This is a genomic window from Burkholderia sp. (genome assembly GCF_018375725.1).
Lineage (GTDB): Bacteria > Pseudomonadota > Gammaproteobacteria > Burkholderiales > Burkholderiaceae > Burkholderia.
This window is the reverse complement of sequence record NZ_JAHACR010000335.1, coordinates 1-4268: the sequence shown is the minus strand read 5'-3', so window position 1 is coordinate 4268 and position 4268 is coordinate 1. Positions and strand designations below refer to the sequence as shown.

The window sequence follows — 4268 nt, the reverse complement described above, 5'->3', positions numbered from 1 at the left end:
CGACGCCCGCGTGCAGCGGCACCTGCCGGTGTGCGCAACGGTCTTCCAGCGCGAATACCGCGCCGGACTCGGTTCGCACCAGCACGATCGGATCGCCGGCAAAATGCACGCCGAGCGCCTTGCCGCGTTTGACCTCGTGCGACCAGGCCAGCGGATACCAGTGATCGGGGTGAATCGGCACGCGGCGCAGGTCGCGCACGGGCGTGTCAACGGGACTGCTTTCCAGTACAGGTACTGCACGCATTCTTGTCGTCTCCTTGCTGGACGGGACTGGATCTTCGGCCGTCGCTCCAGGCGAACGGCGTATTGGACTCAGTCTACGCGAAGTTCGTCGATTCTTGGGGCCGGCGCGCGTGCGTCGGCGTGCCTGTCGGCGGCACAGGGGGCGACGTATCGAAGCAGCCGGCGATCGTCGTCGCATCCGGGAACCGCGTACGCATGCATGCGCAACGGTCGGCGCGGCAACCGCGCGCCCCCTATACTGAAGCGTTCACATCATACGGACGGAACCGTGCCTAAAACTGCATCCCGGGATCGGCCGCTCGACGATCCCCGGCCGACGCCGCCGCCGCGTCCCGCGCCGGAGGACTGCTGCCATAGTGGCTGTTCGCCCTGCGTGTTCGACCTGTATGCGGAAGCGCTCGGGCGCTATCGGGTCGAGCTTGCCGCATGGGAAGCGCGCCATGCGAAGCGAAAGAAGGTGGATTGACGTGATACGCCCGAGCCGGTGCCGGGCATGACACGTGTTGAGTGGGCTGCCTGCGTCAGCCTTGCGGAGGCATCGCCGATGAAGTCGTGCCCGCAACGCCATATGACAACGCGTGCTGCCTGATAGTCAGGCAGCACGCGTTTCAATCTTCTCGGTATTCCGAACAAATGCGATGTCGTGCGTCAGGCGTCGCGGCCGCGGTTGAACGGCGTGTCCTTGTCGAGCAGCACGCTGCGCATGAAGTGCAGGCTGCTCGCAATACGCTGAATCCGGTGACGCTCTTCGGGGATCGCGTGCCATTCGTCCAGCGCGTGGCGGACCGCATCGAGCGCGAGGTTGACCGACTTCAGGGCACGCGCGTGATGGTTCGGCGTCGGATCGTCGAAGAAGCGCGGCATCGTGCGCAGCACGAGATGGATCGCCTCGATCCAGTGCTCGTCCCGCGGCGGCTTGCCTGCCGGCATGGCGGGCAGATCGTCGCGCAGGTCGATGACGGCCTGCCCGACTTCGAGCGTTGCCAGTGTCCAGCTCAGCACGTCGCGCTGCTGGTCCGTGCGTTCGGACAGCAGTCCGCGCAACTGCACCATCAGATCGCGGGTACTCGACTGGAAACGTTGTCCGAGGCCGGGCAGTTCGCCGGTGCACGCGAGGTTGACCTGCTGACGCAGGTCGCGTCCGATCCGGTTCGTCAGCCACGGCATCTGCATCGGAAACACGACGGCGAACACAACCGAGCAGCCGAGCATCGCGATGACGAGCGCGATGCCGTTGTTGATCTCGAGATCGGGCAGATAGGCAATCACGTTGTCCGGACCCGCGAGCAGGCAGAAAAACACCGCATAGCCGAGGCCGAAGCCGGCCTTGCCCGGCCGCATCGCGAGGAACGGCCCGATGCCCAGCACCGGCACGAGCACGGCGCACAGCAACGGGAAGCCGTCGATATGCGGGTACACGTAGCACATCAGCACATAGCCGGCGACCGTCGCGCACATCGCGCCCATCGCCATCTGGGCCACGAATTTCGACGCGCGCGGCGTCGTCGAGCTCAGCGCGCATGTCATCGCGGTGCCGATCACCGCGAGCGCGCCGTTCGGCCATTCCGACGCGAGCCAGAAGGCGCTCATCGCGCCGACCGCGACAACCGTACGCAGGAACGTGAAAGCGATGAAATACGGGTTCGTCTTCACTTCGTACTGGGTGACCGAGCGCTCGAACTCGTGGGTGTCGTTGTCGAGCGACGCGTAGGTGTCCGCGTAGGCAAGGAGTTCGCCGGCGAAGCGATACATCAGCTCCATCGCGGTGTCGTAGTCGAGCAGGCCTTCAGGCGCGTGCTCCTCGAGGGCGCGGCGCGATTCGCGCGCAGCCTTGGGCAGCGTGTCGTGGAAAGCGCGCAATTCGACCAGTGCATCCTTGATGCGCTGCGGCACGCGTGTCGGGTCGTCGTTGCGCAAGTCGGCAAGCCGTTGCGCGAGTGCGTCGACATGCGGCGCCGTGGCGGCCAGCACGGCATCGGCATGGTTCGCGCGCAGCCGCTTGAACAGTTGGTGGATGGCATACAGCCGCGTGCACGCATCCATGAATTCGCTATTGAGTCGTGCGAGACGGCGGCTGCGCGCGCGGATATGCGGATCTTCGAACGATGCGAACGCCCGATTCGACTCGAAGGAGACGGTCGCATCGACGAGCGCAGCGAACTCGCGTTCGAACTCTTCGCGCCCGATGTTGCCGGCGAGCGAGGCAGAGGCGAATGCGAGAAATTTTTCCTGGCGCACTTTCAGCGAGCGCACCAGCGCCTTCGCGGAACTCAGCGGCAGAATCAGCCCGCTCACCGCGGCCGCGCAGAAAATACCGACCGCCACTTCGCCGGCGCGTGTCAACGCGAACTGGAACAGCGTCAGCGGCGTCAGCACGACCGGCAGTCCGACCAGAGCGGCCGTATAGCCGGCAAGCACAAAGCCGTACCAGCGGAAATTGCGGTAGCGCACGGCGAGTGCGACGCAGCCGCCGATCCACAGCGTGATGCCGGCCATGTAGAGATCCGGCTGTTGCGCGAACAGGCTGGCAAGCACCAATGCGGCGACCACGCCGACCGCCGTGCCGACCACACGATAGAAGCTCTTCGCGAACACCATGCCGCTGAGCGGCTGCATCAGCACGAACACGGTGGTCATCGCGATCTTCGGCTGAGACATCTCGAGCCGCATGGCGATACCCATCGCCATCAGCGCGGCCGTTACGGTCTTCAGCATATGCAGCCAGATCATCCCGTCGCTTGTGGCCCATTGCCGTGCCAGCTTGGAGAGCAGATCGAGTTTTTGCTCCCATCGTTGCGGGCCGACAGAATTTTGCTCGAACGCAGGTTGTGGCTTCATGGAAGAAAGAGTGGGAGATACGATGGCCGGCCTTGACGCAAGGCGTGCCCGAATATGTCCGTTCGACAGGTAAGCAGGCTGCCGATTTTAGGGGCGTAGCGCGCGAGCATCAACACAGCGCCGGGGAAACGATAGTTGCGAGCAGTGTAACAATCTATCTCATTTTGAGGAGGAAAATATCACATTCTTGGTACGTTGTTGACAGCGATGGATACACTTCAAAACATGCGGGTTTTCACGCGCGTCGTCGAAACGGGCAGTTTCACCGCGGCCGCAAATTCGCTGAATTCGACGACCGGCGCGATGTCGCGCGCGGTGTCGGAGCTCGAGGCGCGGCTCAGAACGCGTCTGATGAATCGCTCGACCCGTCGCCTTGCGTTGACGCCGGCCGGCGAGAACTATCTGCGGCGCTGTGTGCAGATCCTCGCCGACGTCGACCGCGCGGAAGAAGAGGCGAGCTGCGCGCACGAGCGGCCGGCCGGCGTGCTGCGCATGCACAGCTTCGCGAGCGTCGGCCATCATTACGTGCTGCCCGCGCTGACGCGCTATCACGCGCACTATCCGGATGTGTCGGTCGAGCTGTCGCTGTCGCAGCGGACGCCCGATCTGTTCGACGGGACGAGCGACATGGCGGTTGTCGCCGCGGCGTCGCTGCCCGATTCGGAGCTCGTGTCGCACTTGCTCGGCTCGACCTTCAGCATTCTTTGCGCATCACCGGATTATCTACGCACGCACGGCGCGCCGGCGCATCCGCGGCAACTTGACGCGCACGCTTGCCTGGCGCTGCAGACGCCCGCGTTTCCGACGCACGAATGGCTGCTCGAAGGGCCGGACGGGGTGGAACAGATTCGTGTGAGCGGGCCGGTGCAGACCAACACGGCCGAATCGCTCGCGCTGGCGATCCGCGCCGGAATGGGGATCGGGATGCTGCCGCTCTATTCGGCGATCGATGCGCTGGGCGACGGGTCGCTCGTGCGCGTGCTGCCCGGGCACACTCTGCAGAAGATGAATATCTACGCACTGTATGCGTCGCGCCGTTTCATCGACGCGAAAGTGCGCACGTGGGTCGAATTCCTGCGTGCGAACCTGCCGGAGATGATGGCACGCGATGTCGAGATGCTCGCGGCGATCGACCGGCGTTCACAGAGCGCCGGGGCGGCTACGCGCTGAGTGCGCGCGCGCTCGGT

At 64.6% G+C, this 4268-nt stretch carries 4 protein-coding genes; 2 read left to right on the top strand and 2 right to left on the bottom strand.

Features of this window, described 5'->3' with window-relative positions:
* Positions 1-244: Rieske 2Fe-2S domain-containing protein (locus KH616_RS22125; RefSeq protein ID WP_292251340.1), on the bottom strand; the 244-nt coding region annotated here is incomplete at its 3' end.
* 267 nt (positions 245-511) lie between these two features.
* Between KH616_RS22125 and KH616_RS22120 the strand changes: the two genes are divergently transcribed.
* Positions 512-709: an oxidoreductase-like domain-containing protein gene (locus tag KH616_RS22120; RefSeq protein WP_292251337.1), complete on the top strand. Its 198-nt coding sequence runs from the start codon at positions 512-514 to the stop codon at positions 707-709.
* A 182-nt stretch (positions 710-891) separates the two neighbouring features.
* Here the strand turns inward: KH616_RS22120 and KH616_RS22115 are convergent, their stop codons facing one another.
* Positions 892-3081, bottom strand: coding sequence for an FUSC family protein (locus KH616_RS22115; RefSeq protein ID WP_292251334.1), 2190 nt, complete (start codon positions 3079-3081; stop codon positions 892-894).
* 207 nt (positions 3082-3288) lie between these two features.
* Between KH616_RS22115 and KH616_RS22110 the strand changes: the two genes are divergently transcribed.
* Positions 3289-4251 carry a LysR family transcriptional regulator gene (locus tag KH616_RS22110; RefSeq protein WP_292251332.1) on the top strand — a complete coding sequence of 321 codons (963 nt, stop codon included), beginning with the start codon at positions 3289-3291 and terminating at the stop codon, positions 4249-4251.
* Positions 4252-4268: the final 17 nt, after the last annotated feature.